At 41.7% G+C, this 3,100-nt stretch carries 1 protein-coding gene; it reads left to right on the forward strand.

Annotated elements, in window-relative coordinates; genetic code table 11:
• The coding region (locus tag H6S82_RS26270; RefSeq protein WP_191056957.1) for a condensation domain-containing protein at positions 1–3,100 on the forward strand (3,100 nt) is incomplete at both ends.

Raw genomic sequence — 3,100 nt, forward strand, 5'->3', positions numbered from 1 at the left:
ATCCGATCGACTGCCTCAAAATCGTACCTTCCCATCTATCTGCCCTTTTAAACTCTTCACCAGACCCATCCATTTTGCCGCGCCAAAAATTGATTTTGGGAGGCGAAACTGCTACTTGGAAACTCATCGACCAAATTCGGCAGTTATCGCCAAACTGTACCATCTTTAACCATTACGGCCCTACAGAAACTACCGTTGGCGTTACTACTTTTCCAGTTAAAAATAATTCACATTCTTGGGCAAAAACAGTTCCTTTAGGTCGTCCACTTGGGAACATTCAAATTTATGTATTAGACTCGCACCTACAGCCAGTACCTATCGGATGTCCCGGCGAATTATACATCGGTGGTGCATCTTTGGCACGGGGTTATTTTAATCAACCAGAACTAACTGCCGAACGGTTTATTTCTCATCCATTTAGCGATGAAGAAAATGCAAAACTATATAAAACGGGTGACTTAGTTCGCTACTTACCGGATGGTAATTTAGAATTTATCGGTCGGATTGACAATCAAGTAAAAATTCGCGGTTTTCGCATTGAACTGGGAGAAATAGAAGCAGCACTCAGACAACATCCAGCCGTGAAAGAAGTTGTAGTTTTGGCAAGCGAGGACGAATCTGATAACAAACGTTTAGTAGCTTATATTGTTCCAGATGAAAAAAGTGATTCTAACAATTTACGCCATTTTTTAAGAGAAAAGTTACCTGAATACATGATGCCATCAGCTTTCGTAATGCTGAAATCTTTACCTTTAACCCCTAACGGTAAGGTAGACAGAGTGGCATTGTCAGAACTCGATCGCACACAGCAAGAATTAGAAAGAACGTTTGTAGCACCTCGCACTCCAGTTGAAGAAATCTTAGCCGGAATTTGGGCGAAAATTCTCCGTTTGTCACAAGTAAGCATTCACGATAATTTCTTTGACTTAGGCGGACACTCGTTGTTAGCAACTCAAGTTATTTCTCGGCTGCGGGAAACCTTTAAAGTAGAATTGCCTTTACGCTGCTTATTTGAGTCGCCAACTGTTGCAGAATTAGCCCAACAAATTGCCAATTCCAATCAAATTGAACAAGCATTTTTTTCGCCTATTCAGCGCGTTTCGCGAGACAGAGAGTTGCCCTTATCTTTCGCCCAGCAACGACTTTGGTTTCTGCATCAATTAGAACCCGATAGCCCCGCTTACAACCTGCCGAAAACTGTCAGATTACGAGGAAAGCTGAACATTGCAGCACTTGAAGTCAGCTTGCGGGAAGTCATGCGTCGCCACGAAATTTTGCGGACAAACTTTACCGTTAAAAATGGTAAACCTGTTCAAATCATTGATTTAAATACCATCATCGACTTGCCAGTAATAGACTTGCAGGAATTGCCGGAAATTGAGAGAGAGGCAGAAGCATTGCGACTGGCTGCGATTGAAACTCAACGCTCTTTTGATTTAGCAAATGACTGCTTACTGCGCGGCAATTTGGTAAAATTAGATGAAGAAGATTATTTGTTAGTGTTGACGCTGCATCACATTATTTCAGATGGTTGGTCAACAGCAGTTTTGATTCGAGAAGTCGCAACACTTTACCAAAGTTTTTGCAATGAGACACCCTCTTCACTACCAGAATTACCTATCCAATATGCGGACTTTGCAGTTTGGCAGCAGCAATGGTCTGAACAGTATTTAGAAAATCAATTAACTTATTGGAAGCAGCAATTAAGCGGTGATTTACCAATACTAGAATTGCCTAGCGATCGCCCACGTCCAGCGGTTCAAACATTCAATGGATCGACGCGATCGCTACAACTTTCTGCGAGTTTAAGCGAGTCATTGAAAAACTTGAGTCAGCAGCAAGGCGTAACGCTATTTATGACGCTTTTGGCTGCATTTAAAACCCTGCTGCATCGGTATACCGGACAAGAGGATATATTAGTAGGAACGCCAATTGCCAATCGCGATCGCCAAGAAATAGAACAGTTAATTGGCTTTTTTGTCAATACCTTAGTATTGCGTACCAACTTAGAAGGAAATCCCAGTTTTCAAGAGTTATTAAAGCGAGTGCGGGAAGTCGCTTTAGGCGCTTATGCTCATCAAAACTTGCCTTTCGAGAAGTTGGTAGACGAACTGCAACCACAGCGCGACTTGAGTCACACGCCGTTATTCCAGGTGATGTTCGTTTTGCAAAATGCTCCCACAACGCCTCTAGAACTACCAGGTTTAACCTTAAAACCTTTAGAAATTAACAGCAAAACTGCTAAATTTGACCTCACTTTATATGTAGAGGAAGGCGATACAGGACTGATTGCCAATTTGGAATACAACACCGATCTATTTGATGCCACAACTATCAACCGGATACTGGGGCATTATCAAAGATTATTGGAAAGTATTGTTGCTAATTCCCATCAAAGGCTTTCGGAATTGTCGCTGTTGACAGCAGCCGAACAACAGCAATTATTAGTAGAATGGGTTGTCGGAAAACAGTGGCAAATTTCTCAGTTACCAATAGCCAGCATTCATCAGTTATTTGAGGCACAGGTAGAAAGAACGCCGGATGCTGTGGCTGCCATTTTTGAAAATACAAAATTGAGTTATCGAGAACTCAATCAAAGAGCGAATCAATTGGCAAATTACTTAGTCTCGTTGGGTGTAAAACCAGAGGGATTGGTAGGAATTTGTGTCGAACGCTCTCTCGAAATGCTCATCGCACTTTTAGCCATCCTGAAAGCGGGTGCAGCCTACGTACCATTAGATCCAGCTTATCCTCAAGAGCGCATCGCTTATATTTTGGAGGATGCACAAATTTCGCTATTGCTAACTCAACAACATTTGATTTCACAATTACCGAAACATCAAGCTAAGGTAATTTGTTTAGATACCGAATGGAACAGCATAGCACGAGAAAATCAAGACAATTTAGCAAATGAAGTAACAAGTAATAATCTCGCTTACGTAATCTACACTTCCGGTTCTACTGGTAAACCCAAAGGCGTACAAATTCAGCACGGTGCAGTGGTTAACTTTTTAAATTCCATGCGCCAAACTCCGGGAATCACAGAAAGAGATATTCTTCTATCAGTTACCACCATTACTTTTGATATTGCCGCCTTAGA

Origin of the sequence: Planktothrix sp. FACHB-1355, assembly GCF_014748295.1 — a bacterium.
GTDB classification, from domain to species: Bacteria; Cyanobacteriota; Cyanobacteriia; order Cyanobacteriales; family Aerosakkonemataceae; genus Aerosakkonema; species Aerosakkonema funiforme_A.